The sequence below is a fragment of the Ruegeria sp. I3 genome, from assembly GCF_056532525.1.
The window spans coordinates 67,922-94,094 of sequence record NZ_JBQFNI010000009.1; the positions used below are offsets into that span (position 1 = coordinate 67,922).

Annotated in this window: 23 protein-coding genes; 15 read left to right on the forward strand and 8 right to left on the reverse strand. The window is 58.1% G+C overall.

The annotated features are described in order from the left end of the window. Positions 1–37 precede the first annotated feature (37 nt). From pip to infB, 6 genes are all read left to right on the forward strand, one after another. The gene (gene pip, locus ACR0L9_RS18820) at positions 38–1,015 is read left to right on the forward strand and encodes a prolyl aminopeptidase (protein ID WP_480896399.1); all 978 of its coding nucleotides are present in this window, start codon (positions 38–40) and stop codon (positions 1,013–1,015) included. Beyond that, on the forward strand, positions 1,012–1,824 hold the full coding sequence (locus tag ACR0L9_RS18825) for an ABC transporter substrate-binding protein (RefSeq protein ID WP_480896400.1): 813 nt from the start codon (positions 1,012–1,014) through the stop codon (positions 1,822–1,824). The genes pip and ACR0L9_RS18825 overlap by 4 nt, the downstream gene beginning before the upstream one ends. Positions 1,825–1,984: 160 nt before the next feature. Beyond that, positions 1,985–2,575 (forward strand): ribosome maturation factor RimP, encoded by a 591-nt coding sequence (rimP, locus tag ACR0L9_RS18830; RefSeq protein ID WP_480896401.1) that lies wholly within the window; start codon positions 1,985–1,987, stop codon positions 2,573–2,575. Continuing rightward, a complete protein-coding gene (nusA, locus tag ACR0L9_RS18835) occupies positions 2,575–4,188 on the forward strand; it encodes a transcription termination factor NusA (protein WP_170423355.1) in 1,614 nt (537 codons plus the stop codon). Before rimP ends, nusA begins: the two co-directional genes overlap by 1 nt. 22 nt (positions 4,189–4,210) lie before the next feature. Further along, the gene (locus ACR0L9_RS18840; RefSeq protein ID WP_170395356.1) at positions 4,211–4,834 is read left to right on the forward strand and encodes an RNA-binding protein; all 624 of its coding nucleotides are present in this window, start codon (positions 4,211–4,213) and stop codon (positions 4,832–4,834) included. An 8-nt stretch (positions 4,835–4,842) separates the two neighbouring features. Beyond that, positions 4,843–7,317, forward strand: a complete 2,475-nt coding sequence (gene infB / locus ACR0L9_RS18845) for a translation initiation factor IF-2 (protein WP_170395359.1) — start codon at positions 4,843–4,845, stop codon at positions 7,315–7,317. Between the two features lie 59 nt (positions 7,318–7,376). Here the strand turns inward: infB and ACR0L9_RS18850 are convergent, their stop codons facing one another. The 5 genes from ACR0L9_RS18850 to ACR0L9_RS18870 all read right to left on the reverse strand — a co-directional run bounded on the left by ACR0L9_RS18850 (position 7,377) and on the right by ACR0L9_RS18870 (position 12,050). Beyond that, positions 7,377–8,207 carry an alpha/beta hydrolase gene (locus ACR0L9_RS18850; RefSeq protein WP_480896402.1) on the reverse strand — a complete coding sequence of 277 codons (831 nt, stop codon included), beginning with the start codon at positions 8,205–8,207 and terminating at the stop codon, positions 7,377–7,379. A 3-nt stretch (positions 8,208–8,210) separates the two neighbouring features. After that, entirely contained in the window at positions 8,211–9,086 is an 876-nt protein-coding gene (locus ACR0L9_RS18855; protein WP_170396070.1) for a tryptophan 2,3-dioxygenase, read from the reverse strand. A 63-nt stretch (positions 9,087–9,149) separates the two neighbouring features. Beyond that, on the reverse strand, positions 9,150–10,178 hold the full coding sequence (gene tdh, locus ACR0L9_RS18860; protein WP_170818669.1) for an L-threonine 3-dehydrogenase: 1,029 nt from the start codon (positions 10,176–10,178) through the stop codon (positions 9,150–9,152). A gap of 14 nt (positions 10,179–10,192) precedes the next feature. Next, positions 10,193–11,377: a glycine C-acetyltransferase gene (locus tag ACR0L9_RS18865; protein ID WP_170818508.1), complete on the reverse strand. Its 1,185-nt coding sequence runs from the start codon at positions 11,375–11,377 to the stop codon at positions 10,193–10,195. A gap of 109 nt (positions 11,378–11,486) precedes the next feature. Continuing rightward, positions 11,487–12,050 carry a helix-turn-helix domain-containing protein gene (locus ACR0L9_RS18870; RefSeq protein ID WP_170395365.1) on the reverse strand — a complete coding sequence of 188 codons (564 nt, stop codon included), beginning with the start codon at positions 12,048–12,050 and terminating at the stop codon, positions 11,487–11,489. A 112-nt stretch (positions 12,051–12,162) separates the two neighbouring features. Between ACR0L9_RS18870 and ACR0L9_RS18875 the strand changes: the two genes are divergently transcribed. After that, positions 12,163–13,338: an acetyl-CoA C-acyltransferase family protein gene (locus tag ACR0L9_RS18875; RefSeq protein ID WP_170567535.1), complete on the forward strand. Its 1,176-nt coding sequence runs from the start codon at positions 12,163–12,165 to the stop codon at positions 13,336–13,338. 96 nt (positions 13,339–13,434) lie between these two features. On the opposite strand, the gene ubiB is transcribed toward ACR0L9_RS18875, so the two are convergent. Both ubiB and ubiE read right to left on the reverse strand, forming a co-directional pair. Beyond that, the gene (gene ubiB, locus ACR0L9_RS18880) at positions 13,435–14,964 is read right to left on the reverse strand and encodes a 2-polyprenylphenol 6-hydroxylase (protein WP_480896403.1); all 1,530 of its coding nucleotides are present in this window, start codon (positions 14,962–14,964) and stop codon (positions 13,435–13,437) included. After that, a complete protein-coding gene (gene ubiE, locus ACR0L9_RS18885; RefSeq protein ID WP_170408658.1) occupies positions 14,965–15,717 on the reverse strand; it encodes a bifunctional demethylmenaquinone methyltransferase/2-methoxy-6-polyprenyl-1,4-benzoquinol methylase UbiE in 753 nt (250 codons plus the stop codon). Between the two features lie 86 nt (positions 15,718–15,803). On the opposite strand from ubiE, the gene mutM reads away from it, so the two are divergent. From mutM to recF, 6 genes are all read left to right on the forward strand, one after another. Next, positions 15,804–16,655 carry a bifunctional DNA-formamidopyrimidine glycosylase/DNA-(apurinic or apyrimidinic site) lyase gene (gene mutM / locus ACR0L9_RS18890; protein WP_170736802.1) on the forward strand — a complete coding sequence of 284 codons (852 nt, stop codon included), beginning with the start codon at positions 15,804–15,806 and terminating at the stop codon, positions 16,653–16,655. 66 nt (positions 16,656–16,721) lie between these two features. Then, the gene (locus tag ACR0L9_RS18895) at positions 16,722–17,498 is read left to right on the forward strand and encodes an enoyl-CoA hydratase (RefSeq protein WP_170395375.1); all 777 of its coding nucleotides are present in this window, start codon (positions 16,722–16,724) and stop codon (positions 17,496–17,498) included. Between the two features lie 227 nt (positions 17,499–17,725). Next, complete coding sequence (gene rpsT / locus ACR0L9_RS18900; protein ID WP_010442545.1) at positions 17,726–17,989, forward strand: 30S ribosomal protein S20; 264 nt, start codon at positions 17,726–17,728, stop codon at positions 17,987–17,989. Between the two features lie 543 nt (positions 17,990–18,532). Continuing rightward, on the forward strand, positions 18,533–19,915 hold the full coding sequence (dnaA, locus tag ACR0L9_RS18905; protein WP_170408656.1) for a chromosomal replication initiator protein DnaA: 1,383 nt from the start codon (positions 18,533–18,535) through the stop codon (positions 19,913–19,915). Between the two features lie 225 nt (positions 19,916–20,140). Continuing rightward, entirely contained in the window at positions 20,141–21,262 is a 1,122-nt protein-coding gene (gene dnaN / locus ACR0L9_RS18910) for a DNA polymerase III subunit beta (protein ID WP_170818510.1), read from the forward strand. Between the two features lie 39 nt (positions 21,263–21,301). Then, on the forward strand, positions 21,302–22,399 hold the full coding sequence (gene recF, locus ACR0L9_RS18915) for a DNA replication/repair protein RecF (RefSeq protein ID WP_170515653.1): 1,098 nt from the start codon (positions 21,302–21,304) through the stop codon (positions 22,397–22,399). On the opposite strand, the gene ACR0L9_RS18920 is transcribed toward recF, so the two are convergent. Next, complete coding sequence (locus tag ACR0L9_RS18920; RefSeq protein ID WP_170423365.1) at positions 22,396–22,962, reverse strand: carboxymuconolactone decarboxylase family protein; 567 nt, start codon at positions 22,960–22,962, stop codon at positions 22,396–22,398. The genes recF and ACR0L9_RS18920 overlap by 4 nt on opposite strands. A 99-nt stretch (positions 22,963–23,061) precedes the next feature. Between ACR0L9_RS18920 and ACR0L9_RS18925 the strand changes: the two genes are divergently transcribed. Beyond that, the gene (locus ACR0L9_RS18925) at positions 23,062–23,634 is read left to right on the forward strand and encodes a TetR/AcrR family transcriptional regulator (protein ID WP_170647231.1); all 573 of its coding nucleotides are present in this window, start codon (positions 23,062–23,064) and stop codon (positions 23,632–23,634) included. Between the two features lie 102 nt (positions 23,635–23,736). Further along, a complete protein-coding gene (gene gyrB / locus ACR0L9_RS18930) occupies positions 23,737–26,154 on the forward strand; it encodes a DNA topoisomerase (ATP-hydrolyzing) subunit B (protein WP_170395385.1) in 2,418 nt (805 codons plus the stop codon). Positions 26,155–26,173 lie beyond the last annotated feature (19 nt).

Below are 26,173 nucleotides of genomic sequence, written 5' to 3' on the forward strand. Positions count from 1 at the left end.
TGTGCTCTTTTACGCTTAAGGACTATATAGGGCCGTAATGGATAAGTACCCGGACCAAAAGCGCGCAGTTCAATATCTTTACCCGCCGATCGATCCGTTCGATCAGCGCGTGGTCGATATGGGTGATGGGCACCGTATTTATGTGGAACAATGCGGTAATCCCAATGGGATACCAGTGGTGATCCTGCACGGCGGGCCGGGCGGCGGCTGCAGCCCGGCGATGCGACGGTATTTCAACCCGGATGCCTATCGGGTGATTCTCTTTGATCAGCGCGGATGTGGTCGGTCGCGGCCAACCGCGTCGGTCGAAAACAACACGACATGGCATCTGGTGGCGGATATCGAGCGTCTGCGCAAATTGTTCGACATCGAAGATTGGATCGTCTTTGGCGGTAGCTGGGGCGCGACACTGGCGTTGATCTATGCCCAAACACATCCGGATCGGATAAATCGGCTGGTATTGCGCGGCGTGTTTCTGGCCACACAGGCCGAGCTGGACTGGTTTTATGGCGGTGGTGCGGGCAAATTCTGGCCTGAACAATGGGCCAAGTTCACCTCTCTCTTGCCCGAACATGAAGTAAATGACGCAATTGCGGCCTACAACAAGCGCCTGTTTTCGGGCGACCGCGCGACCGAGATCCTCTATGCCCGCGCGTGGTCGCATTGGGAGAACGCCTTGGCTTCGATCCACACCAACGGGTCGGTCGGGGAAAGCCCCGGCGAATACGCGCGAACTTTTGCGCGGCTTGAGAATCACTATTTCACGAACAAGGCGTTTCTTGAGTATGACGGGCAAATTCTGGATCAGATGGATCGGATTGCCCATATTCCCGGTCATATCGTTCAGGGACGCTATGACATGATCTGCCCACCGCAGGCTGCATGGAACCTGTCCGAGCGCTGGCCCAATGTCGAACTGAAGATGGTGCGGCAGGCCGGTCACGCCCTGTCAGAACCGGGCATCAGCGCGGAACTGGTTCGGATCATGGATCGCGTGTCGGAGGAAACGGTATGACTCGCATCGACCGTCGCGCATTATTTGCCTCGGGCGCCGCCGCCGCTTTGCTGGCGGCGACAGGAGCGTCTCTGGCCGATACGCCGAAACAGGGTGGCACCTTGCGGCTGGCGGTGCCACGCGACAACAGTCTGGAACAGGTGGCTCGGGGCGCAGTCTTTGACAGCCTGACCGAGATCGCGCCCGATGGTACCCTGCGCGGAGAGCTGGCTACAAATTGGCAGACCGATGCTGATGCGCGGGTCTGGAACTTTGATCTGCGCGATGATACTGTGTTCCACGATGGCACCAAGCTGGACGTGAACGATGTTCTAGCTGTTCTGGAAGATATTGGTCAGGCCGAGGCCATTGCACCTGATCGTGTGCAGTTGCAATTGGCTGAGGGCAACCCGGGACTACCATTCTTGCTGGCTGGGTCACGGTTTGTCATTGCGCGAGGGGACGTGACGCCACTGGCTCAGGCCAACGGCACAGGATGCTACCGGGTTGAGCGGGCCGAGGATGAACGTCATTTCCTCGCACGCAGGGTGTCCAATCACTACAAAAGCGGAACGGCAGGATGGGTTGATACGCTTGAGATTATCGTGATCCCGGACGCCGGGGTGCGGGCCGAAGCATTGCGCGATGGATATGTAGATATCGCAGCGCTCCCGGCTGGTGAGGAGGTGACCGCGCAACGCGGGCTGCGATATCATCCGTCTGAGGCCGAGATGGCGTTGGCAATGGCCTCTCATGTCGGTATGCCGCGCCAGATCAGCCGGGCTGCGCTGGATGATGGGCGCATCGCCGAACGGTGGTGGCTGGCGTAAATTTGATCACGATTTGCGCCGGGGGTTGCAGACTCAGGAACTCCTGCGTATATGCAGTTGCAACAGCGGCGCGTCGGACTTCTGGTCCGGGGCTCCACCGGAAAATTCGACGGGCCGCGCGCCCGTTTTTTTGTGCCCGATAGCAGGGTAGAGAACCTGAATGACAAACGACCTGATAGCCAAAGCTGCCATCGACCGGCGACTGGCCGAGATCATCACCCCTGTGATCGAGGATCTGGGGTATGAGCTTGTCCGCATTCGGCTGATGAGCGGCAAGACCACCACGATGCAGATAATGGCAGACAAGCCCGATGGCGGCATCGAAGTGGATGACTGCGCCGAGATTTCCAATGCGGTCAGCGCCACGCTGGATGTCGAAGACCCCATTTTGGACGCCTACACGCTTGAAGTTTCCAGCCCTGGAATTGACCGTCCTCTGACCCGTCTCAAAGATTTTGAGACGTTCGAAGGGTATGAGGCCAAGATCGAAACCGCAGAACTGATCGACGGTCGCCGCCGCTTCAAGGGCGAATTGGCCGGGGTCGAAGGGGACGAGGTTCTGATCAACATCCCCGAGGGGGACGAGACGATCACCATCGGTCTGCAATTCGACTGGTTGAGCGACGCCAAGCTGGTCCTGACCGATGATCTGATCAAGGAAATGCTGCGCCAGCGCAAAGACGCCGGCGCCCTGAACGAAAACGCTTTCGACGAGATTGAGACCGAAGGGTCCGAAGAGGAGACGAACTGATGGCAATCACCTCAGCCAACCAGCTGGAGCTGCTGCAGACCGCCGAGGCTGTGGCCCGCGAAAAGATGATCGACCCTGGTCTGGTCGTCGAAGCGATGGAGGAATCGCTCGCCCGCGCCGCCAAGAGCCGTTACGGTGCCGAGATGGACATTCGTGTCTCGATCGACCGCAAGACTGGCAAGGCGACCTTTACCCGCGTCCGCACCGTGGTCGAGGATGAAGAGCTTGAGAACTATCAGGCCGAGATGACCGTCGAGCAGGCGAAACAGTACATGGAAGCGCCCGAGGTTGGTGACGTCTTCGTCGAAGAAGTCCCGCCCGTGGAAATGGGCCGTATCGCGGCTCAGTCCGCCAAGCAGGTCATCTTGCAAAAGGTTCGCGAAGCCGAGCGTGATCGTCAGTACGAAGAATTCAAGGATCGTGCCGGCACCATCATCAACGGTGCGGTCAAGCGTGAAGAGTTTGGCAATGTGATCGTCGATCTGGGCGGTGCCGAGGCTGTTCTGCGCCGCAATGACAAGATCGGTCGCGAAAGCTATCGCCCGAATGACCGTGTGCGCGCCTATATCAAAGAGGTTCGCCGCGAGGTGCGTGGTCACCAGATCTTCCTGTCGCGCACTGCGCCGGAATTCATGGCCGAGCTGTTCAAGATGGAAGTTCCGGAAATCTATGACGGCATCATCGAGGTCAAGGCCGTTGCTCGTGATCCCGGCTCGCGCGCCAAGATTGCCGTGATTTCTTATGACGGCTCAATTGACCCCGTCGGCGCTTGTGTTGGTATGCGCGGCAGCCGCGTGCAGGCCGTTGTGAACGAGCTGCAGGGCGAAAAGATCGACATCATTCCGTGGAACGAAGATCAGCCGACTTTCCTTGTCAACGCTCTGCAGCCCGCCGAAGTTTCAAAGGTGGTTCTGGACGAAGAAGCCGGCAAGATCGAAGTTGTGGTTCCCGAGGAGCAACTGAGCCTCGCCATTGGCCGTCGTGGTCAGAACGTGCGTCTGGCCAGCCAGCTGACCAATCTGGACATCGACATCATGACCGAAGCCGAAGAATCGGCGCGCCGTCAGAAAGAATTCGAGGCCCGTACCCAGTTGTTCATGGAAACGCTGGATCTGGACGAATTCTTCGCTCAGCTGCTGGTTTCTGAAGGCTTCACCAACCTCGAAGAAGTGGCATACGTTGAAATCGACGAACTGCTGGTCATCGACGGTGTGGATGAAGGTACCGCGCAAGAACTTCAGACACGTGCACGCGAATTCCTGGAAGCTCAGGCCAAGGCGGCGCTGGATGCAGCCCGTGCGCTGGGTGCCGAGGACAGTCTTATTGAATTCGAGGGCCTGACACCCCAGATGGTAGAGGCGCTGGCCAAGGATGATGTGAAGACTCTGGAAGACTTCGCAACCTGCGCCGACTGGGAACTGGCCGGTGGCTGGACTACGGTCGATGGCGAACGCATCAAGGATGATGGTGTACTGGAGCCCTTCGGCGTGACGCTGGAAGAGGCGCAGGATCTGGTCATGACCGCGCGCATCATGCTGGGTTGGGTCGATCCGGCCGAGCTGGAGCAGGCCGAAGAAGACGGTGAAGCAACAGATGAGGAGGTCGAGGCCTGATCTCAGGCCTCGGGTGGCTGACATGGGTCGCGGTGGCGTCCATAAGGATCGGTCGGAAGGCCCTGAACGCAAGTGCATCGCCACGGGCGAGGTTCAGCCCAAATATGGCTTGATCCGCTTTGTGACGGGGCCGGATGGTCAGGTCTTTCCCGATGTCGCGGCGAAATTGCCGGGGCGTGGGGTTTACGTGGCGGCGGATCGCGCGGCGCTGGACAAGGCGGTGAACAAGAAACTGTTCTCGCGCGGGTTTAAGGCACAGGTGAGTGCCGCCAAGGACCTGACCGATGAGGTCGAGAAACAGGTGGCGCGTCGTGTGATCGAACTGATCAGTCTGGCGCGCAAATCCGGAGATGCGGTCGCCGGGTATGAAAAGGTCAAGTCGTGGCTGGACCGGGAAGAGGCCCAGGTGCTGATTCAGGCCTCAGACGGATCGGGGCGCGGCAAGTCGAAACTCAGCACGCCGCACTTCGGGAAATATATCGGCTGGCTGACCGCAGACGAGCTTGGGGCGGCATTTGGGCGCCAAACCGTGATTCATGCGGCCTTGGCCTCTGGCGGACTCGCCAAACGTGTTGTAGAGGAAGCGCAGCGCCTGCGTGGCTTGCGCGAAAAGGATGACGGCGGCAAGGGCCGCTCGGAAGGGTAAGAAGCTTTATGAGCGATAGTGACGGCAAAAAGACATTGGGTCTTCGTGGCGGGGCACGCCCCGGAAATGTGAAACAGAGTTTCAGCCACGGACGCACCAAGAATGTCGTGGTGGAGACCAAACGCAAACGCGTGGTCGTACCCAAGCCGGGCGCGACCAAACCAAGTGGTGGTGCGACACCTTCGGGTGATCCTTCGCGTCGCCCAGCGGGTATTTCCGATGCGGAAATGGCGCGTCGTATGAAGGCGTTGCAAGCCGCCAAAGCGCGCGAGGCTGAAGAGGCCGCTGCCCGTGAGGCGCAGGAAAAGGCGCGCGAAGAAGAACGCGCACGCCGCCGGGCCGAACAAGAGGCCAAGGAACGCGAGCAGCGTGAAGCTGAAGAGCGTGCCCGTGCCAAGGCCGAAGAGGAAGAACGCAAGCGTAAAGAGGCCGAGGAAGCAGCCCAGCGTGCTGCCGCAGCCCCGGCTCCCGCCGAGCCCAAGGCCGCACGCAGCCCATCCAGCAAGCCTGCACCTGCTGCGGCACCGCGCAAGCAGGATCGCGAGCGTGAGCAGCGTGGCCGTGGCAAGGGCCGTGACGACAACCGCCGCTCGGGCAAGCTGACACTTGGTCAGGCCACTGGCGGCGAAGGCAATCGCCAACGCTCGATGGCCGCGATGAAGCGCAAGCAGGAGCGTGCGCGCCAGAAGGCCATGGGCGGCACGGTCGAGCGGGAAAAGGTGATCCGCGACGTTCAGCTGCCCGAGGCGATCATGGTCTCGGAACTGGCCAACCGTATGGCCGAGCGTGTCGCTGACGTTGTCAAATCGCTGATGCAGATGGGTATGATGGTCACGCAGAACCAGACCATCGATGCTGACACCGCTGAACTGATCATCGAAGAATTTGGCCACAAGGTCACGCGTGTGTCCGATTCGGACGTTGAAGACGTCATCAAAGAGGTCGAAGACAGCGATGACGATCTGCAGCCGCGTCCGCCGGTCATCACCATCATGGGTCACGTTGACCACGGCAAAACCTCGTTGCTGGATGCGATCCGCGACGCGCGTGTTGTTGCCGGCGAAGCTGGTGGCATCACCCAGCATATCGGCGCCTATCAGGTGAAAACCGATGGTGGCACCACGCTGACCTTCCTGGATACACCGGGACACGCGGCCTTTACCTCAATGCGCTCGCGCGGGGCTCAGGTCACGGATATCGTGGTTCTGGTTGTCGCCGCTGATGACGCGGTGATGCCGCAGACGATTGAGGCGATCAACCACGCCAAAGCGGCCGAAGTGCCGATGATCGTGGCGATCAACAAGATCGACAAGCCCGACGCGAACCCCGACAAAGTCCGCACTGACTTGTTGCAGCACGAAGTGATCGTCGAGAAGATGTCGGGTGAGGTTCAGGACGTTGAGGTCTCGGCCATGACTGGTCAGGGTCTGGACGAATTGCTGGAAGCCATTGCACTGCAGGCCGAGATTCTGGAACTGAAAGCCAACCCAGATCGCGCCGCCCAAGGTGCCGTGATCGAGGCGCAGCTGGATGTGGGCCGTGGCCCCGTCGCTACCGTTCTGGTTCAGAACGGCACGCTGCGTCAGGGCGATATCTTTGTCGTGGGTGAGCAGTACGGTAAGGTGCGTGCGCTGATCAACGACAAGGGCGACCGCGTCAAAGAAGCTGGCCCCTCGGTTCCGGTCGAGGTTCTGGGGCTCAACGGCACGCCCGAAGCAGGTGACGTTCTGAACGTGACCGAGACCGAAGCGCAGGCCCGTGAGATCGCTGCTTATCGTGAGCAAGCCGCCAAGGACAAACGCGCCGCCGCCGGTGCCGCGACCACCCTTGAGCAGCTGATGCAGAAGGCCAAGGAAGACGAAAACGTCACCGAGCTGCCTATTCTGATGAAAGCGGATGTGCAGGGCTCTGCCGAAGCCATCGTTCAGGCGATGGAGAAGATCGGCAATGACGAAGTGCGCGTACGTGTTCTACACTCGGGCGTTGGTGCGATCACCGAGACGGATGTCGGCCTGGCCGAAGCCTCCGGCGCTCCGATCTTTGGTTTCAATGTCCGTGCCAACGCATCGGCGCGGAATACCGCGAACCAGAAGGGCGTCGAGATCCGGTATTACTCGGTGATCTACGATCTGGTTGATGACGTGAAAGCAGCCGCATCGGGCCTGCTGAGCGCCGAGATTCGCGAAAAGTTCATCGGTTACGCCGAGATCAAAGAGGTCTTCAAGGTTACCGGTGTTGGCAAAGTTGCCGGCTGTCTGGTCACCGAAGGTGTTGCCCGCCGCTCGGCTGGCGTACGCCTGCTGCGCGACAACGTGGTGATCCACGAAGGCACGCTGAAGACCCTCAAGCGCTTCAAGGATGAAGTGGCCGAGGTTCAGTCGGGTCAGGAATGCGGTATGGCGTTCGAGAATTACGACGATATTCGCGCCGGCGACGTGATCGAGATTTTCGAACGCGAAGAGGTCACGCGTACGCTGGACTGATCCGGATCTAGAAAGAAACTTGAAACAGCGGCCCCACTAGGCCGCTGTTTTCATTTAGGTTAGTCCGTGCGCGACGACAGAAACGTGCCCGACGGCATGATGATGTCAAAATGATGCTTGCCCTTCTGCAGATCGAAACTGACCGAATGTCCGGCCTTGCGCAGTAGTTCAGCATAGTCACGGCTTTGGCGGATGAACTCGGGCGTATCCCGCTCGGCGACGGTTACCCTGTAACGCGGTCCCGGTGCGGGCAGGTTGAGGCAGGGTGAGAGATCGTGAACCTCGACCTTGGTCAGTTGCAGCGGATCATTCACCGAGGTCAGGCTGATCGGAACAAGGTCATAGATCCCGCTAATCAGGATCACATTGCGCACCCGCAGGCCAGCCTGCGCAAATGCCTTTGAAGACGTCGCCATGACCATCGCGACCAGATGGGCGCCTGCACTATGGCCTGAAAGTGTGATGTTTGATGGATCAAAACCCAGTGTTTCGGCCTGTGACGCGAGCCACAACAAGGCGGTACGGCATTCTTCGACCATCTGCCCCAATCTGGCATCGGGGGCGAGCGTATAATTCAGCGTGGCAAAGGCTTGCCCGTTCTCATGCAATACCGGTGCCATAGGGGCCGACTCACGCTGGCTAAGCGCCTGCCAATAGCCACCATGAATAAAGACATGCAAAGGCGCGTTGGCGCCAGGTGCGGGGAAGAAATCCAGAACTTGCGTCGGGCTGTCGCCATAGGAACGGTTTTCCTGCATCCTAATTTCAGACCGTGCCTGTGTGCTGAGGGCAGAATAGCTGGCTAGATATGGCGTCAGATCACCGCCAATCATTGAGCTAGGGGAATACTCCTGCTCAAGCTCTTCTTGGGTGAATCCGCGATACAGCATGGCCTATTCCCCAGTATACATCAGTTCGGTTCGCACGTCGTAGAGGTCGTGGAAAAACCGCAACTCCAGCGCCTTGCGCAGGAAGGCCACGCCGCTAGATCCACCCGTTCCGGGCTGCATTCCGATCACGCGCTCAACCGCGGTTGCATGATCGAATCGCCACCTCTGGAACAGAGATTCCACATCCATCAGTTTTTCGGCCAGCGCGTAAAGATCCCAGTATTGCTCCGTGTTGCGGAACACTTCGACCCAGATTTTGACGATACGCGGATCGCCGGAGTAGGGCTTTGCGTAATCCCGCTCGATCAGATCATGCGGCACGTCAAACCCTTGCCGGGCCAGCATCCGCAGCACTTCGTCATAGAGCGAGGGTTTGGTAAGAGCCGCGTTCAGCATCTCCATCACTTCTGGGTCATGCGCATGCACTTTCAGGGTCTGGGGATCTTTGTTGCCCAGAATGAACTCGATTTGGCGATAGCCATAGCTTTGAAAGCCTGACGAACTGCCTAATGCGTCCCGAAACGTCATGTAGTCCGCGGGAGTCATAGTCAGTAGCGTCTCCCACGCGGCGATCAACTGCCGTTGGATCGCCTTGATCCGGTCGAGGTTCTTCATCGCGGGACCGAAATCGTCCTGCTGCAAGAACCGGCGGACTTCGACAAGTTGATGGTGCATCAGTTTCAGCCACAGTTCGCTGACCTGATGAATGATGATGAACAACATCTCATCAGGTTGGGCCGGGTCCTGAAAGGTCTTTTGCAGGTTCAGCAGAGTCTTAAGTTGCAGAAAATCCCCATAGCTTTTGCGGTGAGTTTCTGTGAAATCGGTGACCAGAGACTCTTCGATTCCCCGTTCTGTATACCTGTCTTTGTCGCCCATGTGCTCCTCCAGACGCGCGGGTTTATCCCTGTTTAGGGACAAAACCCGCACGGTTCCAGAGCGTTAGGTCCAGTCCAGAACCACCTTGCCTGATTGACCGGATTTCATGGCCTTGAATCCCTGGGCAAAGTCATCGACCGCGAACTGGTGGGTGATTACGCGGCTGACATCCAGCCCGTTCTGCAACATGGCGATCATCTTGTACCAGGTTTCGAACATCTCGCGCCCATAGACACCCTTGATGGTGATAGCTTTGAACACGATGCGCGACCAGTCCACCGGAGATTTTCCGGGCGGAATCCCCAACAGCGCGATCTTGCCCCCCATAACCAGCGCTTCGACCATCTGGTCCAGCGCGGCTTGCGAGCCCGACATTTCAAGCCCGACATCAAAGCCCTGAGTCATGCCCAGTTCCGCGATGACATCCTGCAGATCCTCTTTGGACACATCAACGGTGCGTACCGTTGGTACCACGTGTTCGGCCAGTTTCAGGCGGTCGGGGTTGATATCGGTGATCACTACATGCCGGGCACCGGCGTGACGGGCAACGGCGGCGGCCATGATGCCGATAGGGCCTGCGCCAGTAATCAATACATCCTCGCCCAGCAGATCGAAGCTGAGTGCAGTGTGCACGGCATTGCCCAGCGGGTCGAGGATCGCCCCGATCTCATCCGGTACGTCGTCAGGCAGGGGCACCACGTTAAAGGCAGGCAGTTTCAGGTATTGCGCAAAGGCACCCTGTTCATTCACACCGATACCGCGCGTGCCGGGATCAAGGTGGAACTTGCCCGCACGGCTCTGGCGGCTGTCAGGGGTGATCAGATGCCCCTCGCCTGAACAGCGCTGGCCGACCGTCATCCCTGTCACGTTGCGACCCAATTCAACAATTTCACCCGCGAACTCGTGGCCGGTGATCATCGGGATCGGCACGGTGGCCGCAGCCCATTCATCCCAGTTCCAGATATGAATATCCGTGCCGCAAATCCCGGTCTTGTTGATGCGGATCAGAACCTCGTCGGGGCCGATCTCTGGTACCGGGGCCTGCACCATCCACAGACCTTCCTCGGGCTTGGATTTCTCAAGGGCTTTCATCGTGTTGGGCCGCATCAGATTATCCCCAATTCTTTGCCGACCTTGCCAAATGCCGCGAGCGCCCGGTCTAATTCGTCGCGTGTTAGAGCCGCATTCATCTGCGTTCTGATTCGGGCCTGACCACGCGGCACGACAGGGAAGAAAAAGCCCGAAACATAGACGCCTTCGTCAAACAATCGCGATGCCATATCCTGCGCCAGGGTCGCTTCACCCAGCATGACCGGGATGATCGGGTGTTCGCCCGGAAGTAGGTCGAAGCCCAGATTCTCTAACCCGGCGCGCCAGTATTTGGCATTGCCGAACAATTGGGCGCGCAGCATGTCACCTTCTTCAACCAGACGGATCGCCTCAAGCCCTGCGGCAACGATGGACGGCGGCAGCGAGTTTGAGAACAGATAGGGCCGCGCCCGCTGCCGCAGCAGGTCGATCACTGGCTGCGGCCCGGCGATATAACCGCCGATTGCCCCCCCAAGTGCCTTGCCCAGAGTTCCCGTCAGAATATCCACGTCGACGCCGAAGTGGTCCGGCGTGCCCGCTCCGTTTGGCCCCATAAAGCCGGTGGCGTGGCAGTCATCGACCATCACGATGGCGTCGTATTCGTCGGCCAGCTCGCGAATCTTCGGCAGATTGGCCAGATAGCCATCCATTGAGAACACGCCATCGGTTGCGATCATGATATGCCGCGCCCCGTCCTCGCGCGCTTGTTTCAGCCACGCTTCGAGGTCGTTCATGTCGTTGTTCATGTAGCGATAGCGTTTTGCCTTGCACAGCCGTACCCCGTCGATGATCGAGGCATGATTTAGACTGTCAGAGATGATGGCGTCTTCGGGCCCTAACAAAGGCTCAAACAACCCGCCATTGGCGTCGAAGCAGGCAGCGAACAGAATTGAATCGTCCTTGTTCAGGAACTTTGCCAGCTTCTGCTCAAGTTCGCGATGAATGTCCTGCGTACCGCAGATGAACCGGACCGAGGCCATGCCGAACCCCTTGGGCTCCATGACGCTTTTGGCGGCGTTGATCAGCGCGGGGTGATCGGCCAAACCCAGATAGTTGTTGGCGCACAAGTTGATCACCTGCTTGTCGCCCACCGTAATCTCACCGCCCTGAGGCGAGGTGATCATTCGTTCGCGCTTGTACAGACCCTCTGCCTCAATCTGCGCGAGTGTATCCGAAATATGGGACAGGAATGCATCAGCCATGGCGACCTCCGTTAATCTGAGTCGCACGTCTAACATAGCGGAAGAAATTCCCAAATAGGAGAATTACAGTATTTGGGAAAAATATCCGTGAAGGCGGAATCTTGCCCGTTCAGGCGTTTTTTACGATCAGGAAAACGCGGGCCGGGTTTTCAGCGCTTATCGAATGCGTAATATCGGCGGCATACCGGGCGGTATCCCCTTGTTTCAGATCGCTGGATGCCGTTCCCGAAGTGACACGGACGGCGCCTTCCAGCACAGTCAGTTGCTCCCGCGCGCCGCGCGCATGAGGTTGGCTGTTCAGGCTCCCATTGGCCTGAAACTGAATATCATAGACCTCGTGTCCTCCGGCCTCTTCGGGGGGAGAGAGGATGCGAATCCGGCATTTCTCGCCCATATTGTCGATACTGGGCACTTCTGCTTGACGCAGCACTTCGATCTGGTCGGTCGTTTTGGCGTCTTCCAACAGTCCGGCGAAATCCACCTGCAGAGCGCGTGTCAGGTTCCACAGAGTCGAAATTGTGGGGCTGCTTTCGCCACGCTCGATTTGGCTGACCATGGAACGGGAGACGCCGCTGAGGTTGGCGACCGCCTCAAGCGACAGGCCTTTGGCGCGGCGCGCCTCTTTCAATCGGGCGGGCAGGCGCGTCAGAATATCGTCTGTGTTTTCCGTCATGACGGAATCCATGGGTGTTGCGCAACGTAATGTCAATTCCGGCGTGACAGTGAGTCTAATATGAAGATCATGCTGCAGGTGCATAATGGGCGCGAGACTTGGAGGAGAAAACATGACGGACATAGTAATACTGGACGGTGCGCGCACAGCCATCGGGACCTTTGGCGGTGCGTTGGCCTCGACCGCTCCGATCGATCTGGCGACCGTGGCGACCGAGGCGGCAATGGAGCGTTCGGGCGTTGAAGGCGCGCAGATTGATCATGTTGTCTTTGGTCATGTGATCAACACCGAACCGCGCGACATGTATCTGTCGCGAGTCGCCGCAATGCAGGCGGGTATTCCGAACGGGACTCCGGCGATGAACGTGAACCGGCTGTGCGGTTCGGGGGCGCAGGCAGTAGTGTCGGCGGTGCAGGCGCTGATGCTAGGCGATGCCGAGTTTGCCGTGGCAGGCGGTGCCGAAAGCATGTCGCGCAGCCCTTATGTCGTACCGCAGGCCCGTTGGGGGGCGAAGATGGGCGATGTCAAATCGCTCGACATGATGCTGGGCGCGCTGAACTGCCCATTCGGCACCGGGCATATGGGGGTGACCGCCGAGAATGTGGCGGATGAACACCAGATCAGCCGCGAACAGATGGACGCGTTTGCGCTGACCAGCCAGACCCGTGCGGCTGCGGCGATTGAGGCCGGGTATTTCGACAGCCAAATCGCGCCGGTGCAGGTCAAGGTCAAGCGCGACAAGGTCGACTTCAAGGTCGATGAACATCCCAAGGCCACCACTGCCGAGGCGCTGGCCGGATTGCGCCCGGTATTCCAGAAAGATGGGCGGGTGACGGCAGGCAACGCCTCGGGCATCAATGACGGCGCGGCGGCGATGGTATTGGCGACAGTGGATGCTGCAGAAAAGGCGGGCTTGAAACCCAAAGCGCGCGTGATTGGCTATGCCCATGCCGGCGTGCGACCCGAGGTGATGGGTATCGGCCCGGTTCCAGCTGTGCAGAACCTGTTCGCAAAAACGGGTTTGTCTGCGGATGATTTCGACGTGATCGAAAGCAACGAGGCGTTTGCGGCGCAAGCTCTGGCTGTCAATCAGGAATTGGGTCTGGACGCTGCAAAGGTGAATCCAAACGGTGGGGCTATTGCACTGGGCCATCCGGTGGGCGCCACAGGGGCAATTATCACGCTTAAGGCGTTGTATGAGTTGGAGCGTATTGGTGGATCGAAAGGTCTGATCACCATGTGCATCGGGGGCGGTCAAGGCATTGCCCTCGCTATCGAGCGGCTCTGAGTTGGGTCTGGGCAAGGGGGGCTGTCTGCCCCCCATCGCGCCGGGGCGCGATTCCCCCCGAAGGTTTTTTTAGCCAGATGAAGCGGTCGGGTTGGTTTAGCTGAGTGCGAAGATCACCAGCGTCGCGGCTATGCCTGCGGCCGCGCCGATCGCTGCTGGCAGAAGGTTTGCGATGAAACCCGGGGTCTTTGGGTCGTCTTTTTGAGTCTGGGCAATAAGGGCATTTTCCACCAGACCGGGCAAGCGGGGGCCGAAACGGGCAAGCACCAGGGCGGTTTTGCCGAAATCGCGCAGGGCGGCGCGGGGGCCGATGGATTGTTTGATGTAATCCTCGACCACCGGTCGGGCGACCTCCCAGATGTTCATGTGATCATCAAGCGAGCGGGCGACGCCTTCGACCACCACCATGGTGCGTTGCAGCAGGATCAGCTCGGTGCGGGTTTCCATGCCAAAGCGTTCAGTGACTTCAAACAGGTAGCTTAGCAGCCGACCCATCGAGATATGGGTGGCGTCCATGCCGAAGATCGGCTCACCTACCGCGCGCAAGGCGCGAGCGAATTCGTCGACGTCCTGATTGGCAGGCACATAGCCTGCTTCGAAATGGACTTCAGCCACGCGTTTATAGTCGCGGCGGATGAAACCAAAGAGAATCTCGGCATAGACCCGGCGAGTGTATTCATCGATATGGCCCATTATGCCGTAGTCATAGGCGATAATGTCCCCGTTCGCTGCGACCTTGAGGTTGCCTTGGTGCATGTCGGCGTGAAAATAGCCGTCGCGAAGCGCGTGCAACAGGAACAGGCGGAGCACGCGCTCAGCCAGATCGCGGCGATTATGTCCGGCAGCGTCCAGCGCGTTGTTGTCTCCCAAGGGAATGCCATCAGCCCAGCTGAGCGTCATGACGCGGCGGGCGGATAGCGACCAGACCACCGGGGGCAGCCAGAATCCAGCATCATCCTTGGTATTGGCATCGTATTCCGAGGCGGCGGCGCTTTCCAGACGCAGGTCCAACTCGCCGCGTACTACGCCGTCGAAATGCTCGATCACTTCCATCGGGCGTAGTCGGCGCGCTCCGGGGGCGCAAAGTTGTACCATACGCGCGGCGAAATAGAACGCGTCAACATCCTTGCGGAAGGCGCGCTCGATACCCGGTCTCAGGACTTTGACAGCAACGTCTTCGCCTGTGCTGGTCAACTTGGCCTTGTGAACCTGAGCAATCGAGGCAGCGGCGATGGGTTCACTGAACTCACTGAATATCTCTGACGTCGGTTGGCCTAACTCTTTCTCGACCTCTGCCATTGCTTCAGCTTTGGAAAAGGGCGGCAGCTTGTCTTGCAGAACACGCAGTTGCTCGGCCAGTTCATTTCCCACCACGTCGGGGCGGGTCGAAAGCACCTGCCCGAATTTGATGTAAGCCGGACCCAATGCGGTCAGGGCACGGGTGGCGGGCGGCATCTCGGGGTCGCCCTTGTAGCCTAGCCATTGGAACGGTTTGCCCAGCGTATGCGCCAGAATACGTACGGCGCGCGGCGCTTCAAACGCGTCCAGCACCACATTCATGGCACCGGTGCGTTCCAGCGTGGCGCCCGTCCGGACCAGGCGAATGATGTTGTGGGGGCCGCGCATCTAGATCTTCCAGCCAGAATGCAGTGCGGCAATGCCCATGCTCAGGTTGCGGTATTTGGCGTTTTCAAACCCGGCGGTGCGGACCATGTTCAGGAATGTCTCCTGATCTGGGAACTTGCGGATCGATTCCACAAGGTATTGATAGCTGTCGTAGTCGTTGGCGATCAGCTTGCCCATACGCGGGATGACATTGAAACTGTAGAGGTCGTAAAGCTTCTGCAGCCCGTCATTGGGTAACTGGCTGAACTCAAGCACCATCAGACGACCACCGGGCTTCAGAACGCGATAGGCCTCGTTCAGCGCCTCTTGCGGGCGGGTGACGTTCCGGATGCCGAAGGAGATGGTGTAGACGTCGAAGGTGTTATCCTCGAAGGGCAGCGCCATCGCATCGCCCACCACCCAATTCAGGCTGTCGGACATCTGGTCGGCCTCCGCGCGCTGGCGGCCTTCGACCAGCATCGGCTCGGTCAGGTCCAGCACGGTAGCATGGCCGTGGCCTGCGCGCTTCAGAAAGCGGAACGAGATATCGCCGGTGCCGCCCGCCACATCCAGAAGCCGCTGACCGGCGCGCGGGGCAAGCCAGTCCATCATCGCGTCTTTCCAGACCCGGTGGATGCCCATCGACATCACGTCGTTCATCACGTCGTATTTCGAGGCGACCGAGTTGAACACGCCCTGTACGCGGCCGGCTTTTTCAGCCTCGCGCACGGTTTCGAACCCGAAATGAGTGGTCTTGTCGTTGGTGTCGGACATTTGCCTTGCCGTTTGTCGAATTTCGCCTCTGTTATAGGGCGATAAGAGGCGGGCACAATGCGGCCCTTTGGAATAGGAGCCCTGTAATGCCCGAATTGCCCGAGGTCGAGACAGTAAGACGCGGCCTGAGCCCCGCAATGGAGGGCACAGTGATCGAAAGGGCGGATGTGAATCGGCCTGATTTGCGCTGGCCTTTCCCGGCTCGGATGGCTGAGCGGCTGACGGGCCAACGGGTGGATCGGCTGCGGCGACGGTCGAAGTACATTCTGGCGGATCTCAGCAGTGCCGAGACGTTGTTGATCCATCTGGGCATGTCGGGGCGGATGACGGTCTCTGGCGATCCGCTCGGACAGTATGCGCATGAGCATCCGATGGCGCAGAAACATGATCACGTGGTGTTTCATATGGCTAATGGCGCACGCATCACCTTCAACGATCCGCGCCGGTTCGGGGCAATGGATCTGCTGCCGACGGCAACGGCGGAGCAGCACAAGCTGCTATCGGTTCTGGGACCTGAACCGTTGGGTAATGATTTTCACGAACAGCACCTGATAGACGCCTTCAAAGGCAAGAACAGCCCGGTCAAATCGGCGTTGTTGGATCAGGGAATCGTTGCCGGTTTGGGTAATATTTACGTCTGCGAAGCGCTTTATCGCGGCAAGGTGTCGCCACGTCGCAAAGCGGGACAGATTTCTGCGCCACGCGTTGCGGCCCTTGTGCCGATCATCAGAAAAGTGTTGCAGGATGCGATTGAAGCGGGTGGGTCATCGCTGCGCGATTTCCGCCAAGCCGATGGAGAACTTGGATATTTTCAACACAGCTTCGACGTCTACGGTCGCGAAGGAGAGCCTTGTCGAACCGAGGGTTGTGGCGCTGAAATCAAGAGAATCACCCAGTCCGGTCGCTCATCCTTCTATTGCGCGCAATGCCAAAGATAACTTGATCCAGCGAAATCGCGTGATAAGGAATCGTACCTGAACGGAACAACCGGAAGCTTACACCTCATGGCTTTTGAGACGATCATCGTCGAAATCGAAGACCACGTCGCCCTTATCAAGCTCAACCGCCCCGATGCGATGAACGCGCTGAACACCCAGTTGCTGGGTGAGCTGTGCGAGGCGCTGGAAGATGCGGATAGCAATGACAAGGTGCGCTGCATCGTCATCACCGGCTCGGACAAGGCCTTTGCCGCCGGTGCGGACATCAAGGAAATGTCCGAAATGAGCTTTGTCGATGTGTTCGACGTTAATCTGTTTGCGGACGCCAATGATAGGGTTTCCGCGATCCGTAAACCTATCATCGCTGCCGTTGCCGGTTACGCGCTGGGCGGCGGGTGTGAACTGGCGATGCTGTGCGATTTCATCATCGCTGCCGACACCGCCAAGTTCGGCCAGCCTGAGATCAATCTGGGCGTCATCGCGGGGCTTGGTGGCAGTCAGCGTCTGACCCGCTTCGTTGGTAAGTCCAAATCGATGGACATGAACCTGACAGGCCGCTTCATGGACGCTGAAGAGGCCGAGCGCGCGGGACTGGTCAGTCGTGTCGTGCCCGCCAAAAAGCTGATCGAAGAGGCAACCGGTGCGGCGCAGAAGATTGCAGAGAAATCGCAGATCACGGCCATCGCGGCCAAAGAGGCTGTGAACCGCAGCTATGAGCTGCCGCTGAGCGAAGGCATGCTGTTTGAGCGTCGGGTGTTCCATTCGATGTTTGCGACAGAGGATCAGAAAGAAGGCATGGCCGCGTTTCTGGAAAAACGTGCGGCTCAGTTCCGCGACAAGTGATCATAATCGTCGCTTAGTGATATTAGGCGGGCAGACCCCGCCTTTTTCCCTCATCACATACTGGAAGAATCAGCTTGGCAAACCTGCTAAACTTGGTTAGAGACCGCCGTCATACATGCGCGTGCGGCCCGCTTGGCCCGACTCACACTCGTGATTTCTGATCCGGTGCGGATATGTCCGTGGCGCGCAACCCAAGATAACCGTACCGAACAAAAGGTCAGAGACACATGGCAAATTCGCCCCAGGCAAAGAAACGCGCCCGTCAGAACGAAAAGCGCTTCGCCGTCAACAAAGCGCGACGTTCGCGCATCCGTACCCACCTGCGCAAAGTTGAAGAAGCGATCGCATCCGGCGACAAGGACGCGGCTACCGCAGCCCTGCGCGCCGCTCAGCCCGAGTTGATGCGTGGCGTTACCAAAGGCGTCTTCCACAAGAACACCGCAGCCCGCAAAATGTCGCGCCTGTCGGCGCGCGTCAAAGCGCTGGGCTGATTCTTTGGGAAAACGCGTCAAGCGTTGATTTGCGAAAAAGGCGTCGCTGATTGCGACGCCTTTTTCATTGTTGCCGGAAAGCCGCGTCTTCACGAAGCCGAGAGATTCTTTCGCCCAGAACCCCGAGTCAATATCAGAGTTTCGTTGCCCGGACCCTTGGGCTCTTGCTACGACTTAGTCAGCGATTCACTCGCTTGGGGGGACAGGCTGTTCCAAGGATCTGACCGACGGGCATCGGAAAGATTTAGGAACGAATGTTCGAAAGCTGGCTTCGGTCAGTTGGACGATCTGCTCTGGGTCTCGGGTTAGCCGAAGATCCCGGCCCTGTCGATAAATTGGAATATCATGCGCATCCCGGATTCCGGGTGTGCCCCCATTTTGGGGCCGTGCTGTATTGGACTGCGATGATATTCGAGCGTACCCGCCAGACCATCAGGTTTGGCGAAACGTTCCCTTGTGTGTGAGCGCCGTAAAGGCCCGTAATTCGGGACACATTAAAAAAGGCCTTAAGGCCAATAATGAATGGGATGCGTGAGGCGCCGAATGACACAAGAGAAATGGGGACAACTGCGTAGCAAATTGATGAAGGCGGTTGGGAAGAACAATTTTACCACCTGGATTGAACCCTTGGAGTTTCAGGAGTTGCAGGATGGTGTAGCGGTGTTCTCGGTGCCGACCAACTTCATGGGCAACTATGTCAGTCAGAATTTTGCGGACCTTATTCTCTATGAGCTGAACACATCGGGCGAAAAGGTTCAGCGCTTGGCGTTTCGCACAGCGGCCAATTCGTCAGCCCGTCCCACATTGGTGGAAGAGCCCAAGCCATCTCCCGCGCCAGAAACCCGGCCCGCTGTTACAGATACAGCCAACGATGCGCTTGAAGCACTACAGGCTGCGCCACTGGATGCACGGTTTACCTTTGATAGCTTTGTTGTTGGCAAACCCAACGAACTTGCACATGCCGCAGCTCGCCGCGTATCCGAGGGCGGACCGGTAACTTTCAATCCGCTTGTTCTTTACGGTGGTGTTGGACTGGGTAAAACCCACCTGATGCACGCGATTGCGTGGGAGTTGAAAACCAAGCACCCCGAGTTGAATGTGCTTTATCTGTCAGCAGAACAGTTCATGTATCGCTTTGTGCAGGCTTTGCGTGAACGCCGCATGATGGATTTCAAGCACTTGTTCCGTTCGGTCGATGTGCTGATGGTCGATGACGTGCAGTTCATCGCTGGCAAGGATTCGACGCAGGAAGAGTTTTTCCACACGTTCAACGCGCTGGTGGATCAGAACAAGCAGATCATCATCTCGGCCGACCGCGCGCCGGGCGAGATCAAGGACCTTGAAGACCGCGTAAAGTCACGCCTGCAATGTGGCCTTGTCGTCGATCTTCATCCCACAGACTACGAATTGCGTCTGGGAATCCTGCAGAACAAAGTGCAGCAGTACAGCAGCACCTATCCCGATCTGACCATTGCTGATGGTGTATTGGAATTCCTTGCACACCGCATCTCGACCAATGTGCGCGTGCTGGAAGGGGCGCTGACCCGCCTTTTTGCCTTTGCCTCGCTGGTCGGGCGCGAGATCGATATGGAGCTGACGCAGGATTGTCTGGCCGATGTACTGCGCGCCTCCGAGCGCAAGATCACCGTCGAAGAGATCCAGCGCAAGGTCTCGGATTATTACAATATCCGCCTCAGCGATATCATCGGCCCTAAACGCCTGCGGTCCTATGCGCGTCCGCGTCAGGTGGCGATGTATCTGTGCAAGCAACTGACCAGTCGGTCGCTGCCTGAGATTGGCCGTCGATTTGGCGGGCGCGACCACACCACGGTCATGCATGGCGTGAAGCGCATCGAAGAGCTGAAGTTGACCGATGGCCAGATTGCCGAAGATGTTGAGATGCTGCGCCGGGCCTTGGAAGCCTAAACCGCACTGAATCTTTGAAAAACACCCCGGGCTATTGCGTTCGGGGTGTTTTCTTGTGCGCTATTGTCCACGGTTGAGAATGATCTGGAGTGTTTCACGCGCGCTGCTCTTGACCACCGAGGCAATCCGACCCAGAAATCCGTAAAAAATCCTTGTGCCTCAGGGCTGAGACGCTAACGTGCCAGTCCCGCCTATTTCGGCACGCAAGTCAAAGGAACAGAGGGTATGAAGATCAGCATCGAACGCGGCACCCTTCTCAAGGCCGTTTCGCAGGCCCAGTCAGTTGTCGAACGTCGCAACACGATTCCCATACTTGCCAACGTGCTGATCGAGGCCGAAGGCGATCAGGCGCTGTTTCGTGCCACCGATCTGGACATCGAAGTGGTCGACAAGGCCCCCGCGCAAGTCGAGAAAGCGGGCGCTACGACTGTTGCGGCCACAACGCTACATGAGATCGTACGCAAGCTGCCCGATGGGGCGCTGGTGACCCTGACCGCAGATAGTGCAGCTGGGCGGTTGACCGTGGAAGCGGGGCGCTCGAATTTTTCTCTGGCCACGCTGCCGAAAGAAGATTTCCCGGTTATGGCGTCTTCAGAATACCAATCGAACTTTACGGCGTCAGCGGCATTGTTGCGCCGGCTGTTCGATAAATCGAAGTTTGCCATTTCCACGGAAGAGACGAGATATTATTTGAACGGCGTTTACATGCACGTTGCGGATGGTTCCGAGGGCGGCAAGGTACTGCGTTGCGTGGCGACTGATGGTCACCGCTTGGCACGGATCGATGCGGATCTGCCGGATGGTGCAGCGGATATGCCGGGCGTGATCGTGCCCCGCAAAACCGTGGGCGAACTGCGCAAGCTGCTGGATGATGACGAGATGGACATCGCCGTCTCGGTCAGTGAAACCAAGGTGCGGTTTGCAACGCCTGACATCACGCTCACCTCGAAAGTGATCGACGGAACGTTCCCGGATTACACACGTGTCATCCCGCAAGGTAACACGCGCAAGTTAGAAGTGGACGCGGCTGAATTCGCGCAGGCTGTGGATCGTGTGGCGACAGTTTCGTCCGAGCGGTCGCGGGCCGTCAAACTGCAATTGGATGCGGATAAGCTGGTTCTGTCAGTGAATGCACCCGACAGTGGTGCGGCTGAGGAAGAGCTGGTAGTTGCTTACGGGGATGAGCGCCTGGAGATCGGGTTCAACGCTAAGTATCTGCTCGAAATCGCGTCTCAGGTGGATCGTGAAAATGCGGTGTTTATGTTCAACTCGGCAGGTGATCCGACGCTGATGCGCGAAGGCAACGACCAAAGCGCGGTATATGTCGTAATGCCGATGCGCGTCTGATTGCCTCGACTGGGTGATCTCTAACGAAAGAGAGGGGTCATGGGATTGGCCCTGACCGAGCTTACGGTCTCGCATTTTCGGTCTCATAAGCTGGCGCGCCTGTCGTTGGACGGGCGGCCAGTCGCGATCCATGGGCCAAACGGTGCCGGTAAGACCAACATCCTGGAAGCGGTTTCTCTGTTTTCACCCGGGCGCGGGATGCGGCGGGCAAGCGCCGCTGAGATGACACGGCGCCCCGAGGCGCTGGGGTGGAAGCTGATTGGGCTATTGAATGCGCAAGGACAGAATTTCGAGATTGAAACCTGGTCCGAAGGTGGTGCGGCGCGGCAAGTGCGGATTGATGAGAAAACCTCAAGCCAGATTGAATTGGGAAAGCTGGCGCGGGTAGTTTGGTTAATCCCATCGATGGACCGTCTCTGGATCGAAGGGGCTGAAGGGCGGCGGCGGTTCCTCGACCGGATCGCGCTGAGTTTTGATCCGGCACATGCCGAGGCATCTCTGACCTATGAAAAAGCGATGCGCGAGCGGAACCGGTTGCTGAAAGAACAAGTTCGCGATGCCCATTGGTACGCGGCGCTGGAAGGGCAGATGGCCGAGATGGGGCATCGCATCCACGCCGCGCGGTTGAGTGCGTTGGAGTATCTGCGCTCAGCACAGGATAAAGCTGAGACGGCCTTTCCGTCAGCGGATCTTGAATTGGTTCAAACCGAAGGTGCAATGCCTGAGACGGCGGAAGACTTGCGAGAAGCTTTGGATGAAAGCCGGTTTCGCGATCTGGCCGCCGGGCGGACTTTGGTCGGCCCGCATCGATCAGACCTGTATGGTGTATATTCCGCCAAGGGCGTTCCTGCCAAAGATTGCTCGACCGGTGAGCAGAAAGCACTGCTGGTATCGCTGATCCTATCAAACGCGCGAGCGTTGGCGGAGATGGTTGGAGCACCTCCTATTGTATTGCTGGATGAGGTGGCCGCGCATCTGGATGCGGGTCGGCGCGCTGCGTTGTATGATGAGATTTGTGCGCTGGGCGCACAGGCCTGGATGACGGGCACCGGGCCTGAGCTATTTGCGGAATTGGGGGATCGAGCCCAAACGCTGGTCGTTACCGAAGGCGACGAGGGCTCGGTCGTCAGCGTTTAGGCAGGCTCGCCGACTTTGCGTTCCCAAAGGAAGCCGCGCATCACTTCGTCGACCGGGGTTTTGGCCATGTGGTTGACGTAGTTCGACATGGTTTTTTGTGCCAGACCCAGTACGACATCCAGGACCGCGCGGTGGGAATAGCCAGCGTCAAAGAAGGCCTGCAGCTGTTCTTCAGTCGGGTTTCCACGGGTTTCCATCACTTGCAGGGTAAAGGTGCGTAGCGCTTCCAGCTTGGCCGTGGGTAGCGGAGTTTCGTTGCGCAGCGCCTCGGTGATCTCGTCAGAGACTTTCATCATCTTTGCGATGCCGGTATGCGCAGGCACGCAGTAATGGCATTCGTTTTCGACATTGATGGTTTGCCAGACAACGGTTTTTTCGTCGTTGTTGAAATCGGTCTGCAGAAACAGGCCGTGCAGAACCTGATAGCCTTCCAGATGCTGGGGGCTTTCGGCCATTACTTTATGAAGACCGGGCAGGCGGCCGAATGCAGCCTGAGATTTCTCAAGCAGCGGCTTGGACCCTTCCGGGGCGGTTTCTAGGTCGTGAGACGGGAAATTGGCCATGTCAAAACTCCTGTTTCTGGCGCGATGAGTCGTATTTAGGGTTTCTTGAGCGATCACTCAAGTATATATTTGAGCGAACGTTCAAGAATTGGTGAAACGATGCCCCGCAAACCCTCATATGACCGAGACGCGCTTATCGCGCAGGCGCGAGATATTTTCTGGCGTCACGGCTGGGCGGGGACGTCGCTTAAGGATCTCGAGCGAGAGCTGAAGCTTAAACCGGGCAGCTTCTACGCGGCGTTCGGGTCGAAAGATGCGCTCTACGCCCTGGCGTTAGAGCGGTATACTCAGGAAGGGGTTGCCAATATGAAGGCTTTGGCGCAGGAATTGGGCCCGCTTGGTGCTCTTAAGGTGCAACCTCGTCGTGTGATCGAGGCGTCGGAGCTGCCAACAAAAGCCTGTATGTTGGCGAAGACTTATGCGGAATTGCAAGCCAAAGACCATGATTTGGCTGATCAGGCGCAGAGCCATATGGCTGACATGAAAGCTTGTTTTGCGAACCTCTTTCGCCGCGCGCAGAAGGCCGGAGAAATCGCGCCAAGTCATGACCCGGATCGCTTGGCGGCGCGCTATCAATCCGACCTTCTGGGGTTGCGATTGTCAGCCGAACGGGACGATGTGAACGCGGCAGAAATCGCCGAGGATATTGCAGCAGACCTTGATCGGCTTTGATCCGCAAATTAAGCGGATCAGAACCACAAAATATGGGGGGAGCACGTGACAATCCCCACCAGAAAACGTATAAGTTACCAAAATAATATAGGTACTAACGGCATGTCCGAAGACGCACAGGCACCCCAAGAATACGGCGCTGATTCCATCAAAGTTCTCAAAGGCTTAGAGGCAGTTCGCAAACGTCCCGGTATGTATATCGGGGATACGGATGATGGTTCGGGTCTGCACCATATGGTGTACGAGGTTGTCGATAACGGAATTGACGAGGCACTGGCCGGTCATGCCGACCATGTGACTGTAAAAATTCACGCTGATTCCAGCGTTTCGGTCAGTGACAATGGACGTGGAATCCCGGTGGATATCCACCCCGAGGAAGGCGTTTCAGCGGCTGAAGTCATCATGACCCAACTGCACGCTGGCGGTAAATTCGACAGCAACTCGTACAAGGTGTCAGGCGGTCTGCATGGAGTGGGCGTCTCGGTGGTGAATGCGCTATCCGATTGGCTGGAACTGCGCATTTGGCGGGCCGGCAAGGAACATGTGGCGCGTTTTGAGGGCGGTGAGACGGCGGAACATCTGAAAGTCGTCGGCGAGTGCGGCGATCGCACGGGAACCGAGGTACGATTTCTGGCCTCGACCAACACGTTTTCGAACCTCGAATACTCGTTTGAGACGCTGGAAAAGCGCTTGCGCGAGCTGGCTTTCCTGAACTCGGGCGTGCGGATCATCCTGATCGACGAGCGCCCTGCTGAGCGGCTGGAAACCGAGCTGTTCTACGAGGGCGGCGTCAAAGAGTTTGTCAAATATCTCGACCGGTCCAAGACCCCGGCGATGCCCGAACCGATTTATATCAAGGGCGAGCGTGACGATATCGGCGTGGAAATCGCCATGTGGTGGAACGACAGTTATCATGAGACCGTACTGCCCTTCACCAATAACATCCCGCAGCGCGATGGCGGCACCCATGTGGCTGGGTTCCGCGGCGCGCTGACCCGGACGATCAACAACTATGCGCAGTCCAGCGGCATCGCAAAGAAGGAAAAGGTCAGCTTCACCGGTGACGATGCACGCGAAGGCCTGACCTGCGTGTTGTCTGTGAAAGTGCCCGATCCGAAATTCTCGTCCCAGACCAAGGACAAGTTGGTCAGCTCTGAGGTGCGCCCGGCGGTCGAAGGTCTGATGAACGAGAAGCTGGCTGAATGGTTCGAAGAGAACCCGAATGAGGCTAAGGGGATTGTCGGTAAGATCATCGAGGCAGCTTTAGCGCGCGAGGCCGCCCGTAAAGCCCGCGAACTGACCCGCCGCAAGACTGCGATGGATGTGAACTATCTGGCTGGTAAGCTGAAGGATTGCTCTGAAAAAGATCCGTCCAAGACTGAAGTTTTCCTGGTCGAGGGGGACTCGGCTGGTGGTTCTGCTCAGACCGGTCGGGATCGGCTGACTCAGGCTGTTCTGCCTTTGCGTGGCAAAATCTTGAACGTGGAACGGGCGCGGTTTGACCGGATGTTGTCGAGCCAAGAGATCGGTAACCTCGTGATGGCGTTGGGCACCGGCATTGGCCGCGACGAATTCAACATCGAAAAACTGCGTTACCACAAAATCGTCATTATGACGGACGCAGATGTTGACGGCGCGCATATCCGCACCCTCTTGTTGACCTTCTTCTACCGGCAAATGCCAGAGTTGATCGAGGGCGGGTATCTCTACATCGCTCAACCACCGCTATACAAGGTTTCTAGAGGTAAATCAGAGGTTTACTTGAAGGACCAGGCTGCGCTGGATGATTATTTGATCAATCAGGGCGTCGAAGGAGCAGTACTTAAATTAGGCTCGGGCGAGGAAATCATCGGGCAGGACCTGACCCGCGTAGTGGATGAAGCGCGCCAGCTGAAGCGTGTGCTGGACGCCTTCCCAACGCATTATCCACGCCATATTCTGGAGCAGGCTGCTGTAGCCGGTGCTTTCGTGCCCGGCGCTGTTGATGCCGATTTGCAGGGCGTGGCCGACAAGGTCGCGGCGCGCCTTGACTTGATTGCACTGGAATACGAACGCGGCTGGCAAGGCCGCATCACACAGGATCACGGCATCCGCCTCGCGCGCATCCTGCGCGGTGTGGAAGAAGTGCGCACACTGGACGGCCCCATGTTGCGCTCGGGTGAGGCCCGTAAAACCGGCAGTTTCACCCAGAGCCTGCAAGAGGTCTACAACACCCCCGCAACGTTGGTGCGTCGTGATCGGGGTCAAGTCATACACGGCCCGCTCGACCTGCTGCGCGCGATTCTGGAAGAAGGCGAAAAGGGCTTGTCGCTGCAACGCTACAAAGGTTTGGGAGAGATGAACCCCGATCAACTCTGGGAAACAACGCTGGACCCGGACGCGCGGACCCTGTTGCAGGTACGCGTGGATGATATGGTCGAGGCCGATGATCTGTTCACCAAACTCATGGGTGATGTGGTAGAGCCGCGCCGTGAATTTATTCAAAAGAATGCTCTGAGCGTGGAGAATTTGGATTTTTGAGCGGTTTGTAGGGGGCACA

Excerpts from the sequence above, each read along its gene's own strand:
- dnaN (WP_170818510.1), top strand. The coding sequence starts at position 20,141 with ATGAAGATCAGCATCGAACGCGGCACCCTTCTCAAGGCCGTTTCGCAG.
- rpsT (WP_010442545.1), top strand. The coding sequence starts at position 17,726 with ATGGCAAATTCGCCCCAGGCAAAGAAACGCGCCCGTCAGAACGAAAAG.
- infB (WP_170395359.1), top strand. The coding sequence starts at position 4,843 with ATGAGCGATAGTGACGGCAAAAAGACATTGGGTCTTCGTGGCGGGGCA.
- ACR0L9_RS18895 (WP_170395375.1), top strand. The coding sequence starts at position 16,722 with ATGGCTTTTGAGACGATCATCGTCGAAATCGAAGACCACGTCGCCCTT.
- ACR0L9_RS18840 (WP_170395356.1), top strand. The coding sequence starts at position 4,211 with ATGGGTCGCGGTGGCGTCCATAAGGATCGGTCGGAAGGCCCTGAACGC.
- pip (WP_480896399.1), top strand. The coding sequence starts at position 38 with ATGGATAAGTACCCGGACCAAAAGCGCGCAGTTCAATATCTTTACCCG.
- ACR0L9_RS18870 (WP_170395365.1), bottom strand. The coding sequence starts at position 12,050 with ATGACGGAAAACACAGACGATATTCTGACGCGCCTGCCCGCCCGATTG.
- ACR0L9_RS18855 (WP_170396070.1), bottom strand. The coding sequence starts at position 9,086 with ATGGGCGACAAAGACAGGTATACAGAACGGGGAATCGAAGAGTCTCTG.
- recF (WP_170515653.1), top strand. The coding sequence starts at position 21,302 with ATGGGATTGGCCCTGACCGAGCTTACGGTCTCGCATTTTCGGTCTCAT.
- mutM (WP_170736802.1), top strand. The coding sequence starts at position 15,804 with ATGCCCGAATTGCCCGAGGTCGAGACAGTAAGACGCGGCCTGAGCCCC.
- dnaA (WP_170408656.1), top strand. The coding sequence starts at position 18,533 with ATGACACAAGAGAAATGGGGACAACTGCGTAGCAAATTGATGAAGGCG.
- tdh (WP_170818669.1), bottom strand. The coding sequence starts at position 10,178 with ATGAAAGCCCTTGAGAAATCCAAGCCCGAGGAAGGTCTGTGGATGGTG.
- ACR0L9_RS18875 (WP_170567535.1), top strand. The coding sequence starts at position 12,163 with ATGACGGACATAGTAATACTGGACGGTGCGCGCACAGCCATCGGGACC.
- ACR0L9_RS18850 (WP_480896402.1), bottom strand. The coding sequence starts at position 8,207 with ATGCTGTATCGCGGATTCACCCAAGAAGAGCTTGAGCAGGAGTATTCC.
- ACR0L9_RS18920 (WP_170423365.1), bottom strand. The coding sequence starts at position 22,962 with ATGGCCAATTTCCCGTCTCACGACCTAGAAACCGCCCCGGAAGGGTCC.
- ubiE (WP_170408658.1), bottom strand. The coding sequence starts at position 15,717 with ATGTCCGACACCAACGACAAGACCACTCATTTCGGGTTCGAAACCGTG.
- nusA (WP_170423355.1), top strand. The coding sequence starts at position 2,575 with ATGGCAATCACCTCAGCCAACCAGCTGGAGCTGCTGCAGACCGCCGAG.
- ubiB (WP_480896403.1), bottom strand. The coding sequence starts at position 14,964 with ATGCGCGGCCCCCACAACATCATTCGCCTGGTCCGGACGGGCGCCACG.
- ACR0L9_RS18865 (WP_170818508.1), bottom strand. The coding sequence starts at position 11,377 with ATGGCTGATGCATTCCTGTCCCATATTTCGGATACACTCGCGCAGATT.
- rimP (WP_480896401.1), top strand. The coding sequence starts at position 1,985 with ATGACAAACGACCTGATAGCCAAAGCTGCCATCGACCGGCGACTGGCC.
- ACR0L9_RS18925 (WP_170647231.1), top strand. The coding sequence starts at position 23,062 with ATGCCCCGCAAACCCTCATATGACCGAGACGCGCTTATCGCGCAGGCG.
- ACR0L9_RS18825 (WP_480896400.1), top strand. The coding sequence starts at position 1,012 with ATGACTCGCATCGACCGTCGCGCATTATTTGCCTCGGGCGCCGCCGCC.
- gyrB (WP_170395385.1), top strand. The coding sequence starts at position 23,737 with ATGTCCGAAGACGCACAGGCACCCCAAGAATACGGCGCTGATTCCATC.